Source organism: Cryobacterium sp. 10I1, assembly GCF_035019805.1.
Taxonomy (GTDB): domain Bacteria; phylum Actinomycetota; class Actinomycetes; order Actinomycetales; family Microbacteriaceae; genus Cryobacterium; species Cryobacterium glucosi.
Genome location: NZ_JASJVF010000692.1, coordinates 1 through 234, shown reverse-complemented (window position 1 = coordinate 234; position 234 = coordinate 1). Strand labels below are relative to the sequence as shown.

Sequence of the window (234 nt, the reverse complement as noted above, 5' to 3'; positions counted from 1 at the left end):
AGCAGCTCGGAACCGCGAGCAAGCTCAGCGAGCAGTCCGAGACCATCTACCGGGAGGCCGTCCAGGACAAGAACTCGGCAGAGTCCCTCGGCGGGCAGGCCGCCGCGGCGACCGTCGAGCGCACCCGGCTCACGGGCGAGTCCATGACGAAGTTCGATGCGGCAAGTGGCGCGGCCCAGGCCGCGGAAGCCGCCCTCGAGGCCGAGCAGCAGAAGTCGAACGATCTCTACGGGC

At 69.7% G+C, this 234-nt stretch carries 1 pseudogene; it reads left to right on the top strand.

Annotated features, from left to right (window positions below):
- A pseudogene (locus tag QN345_RS20370) lies at nt 1-234 on the top strand (NlpC/P60 family protein); the annotation flags it as partial.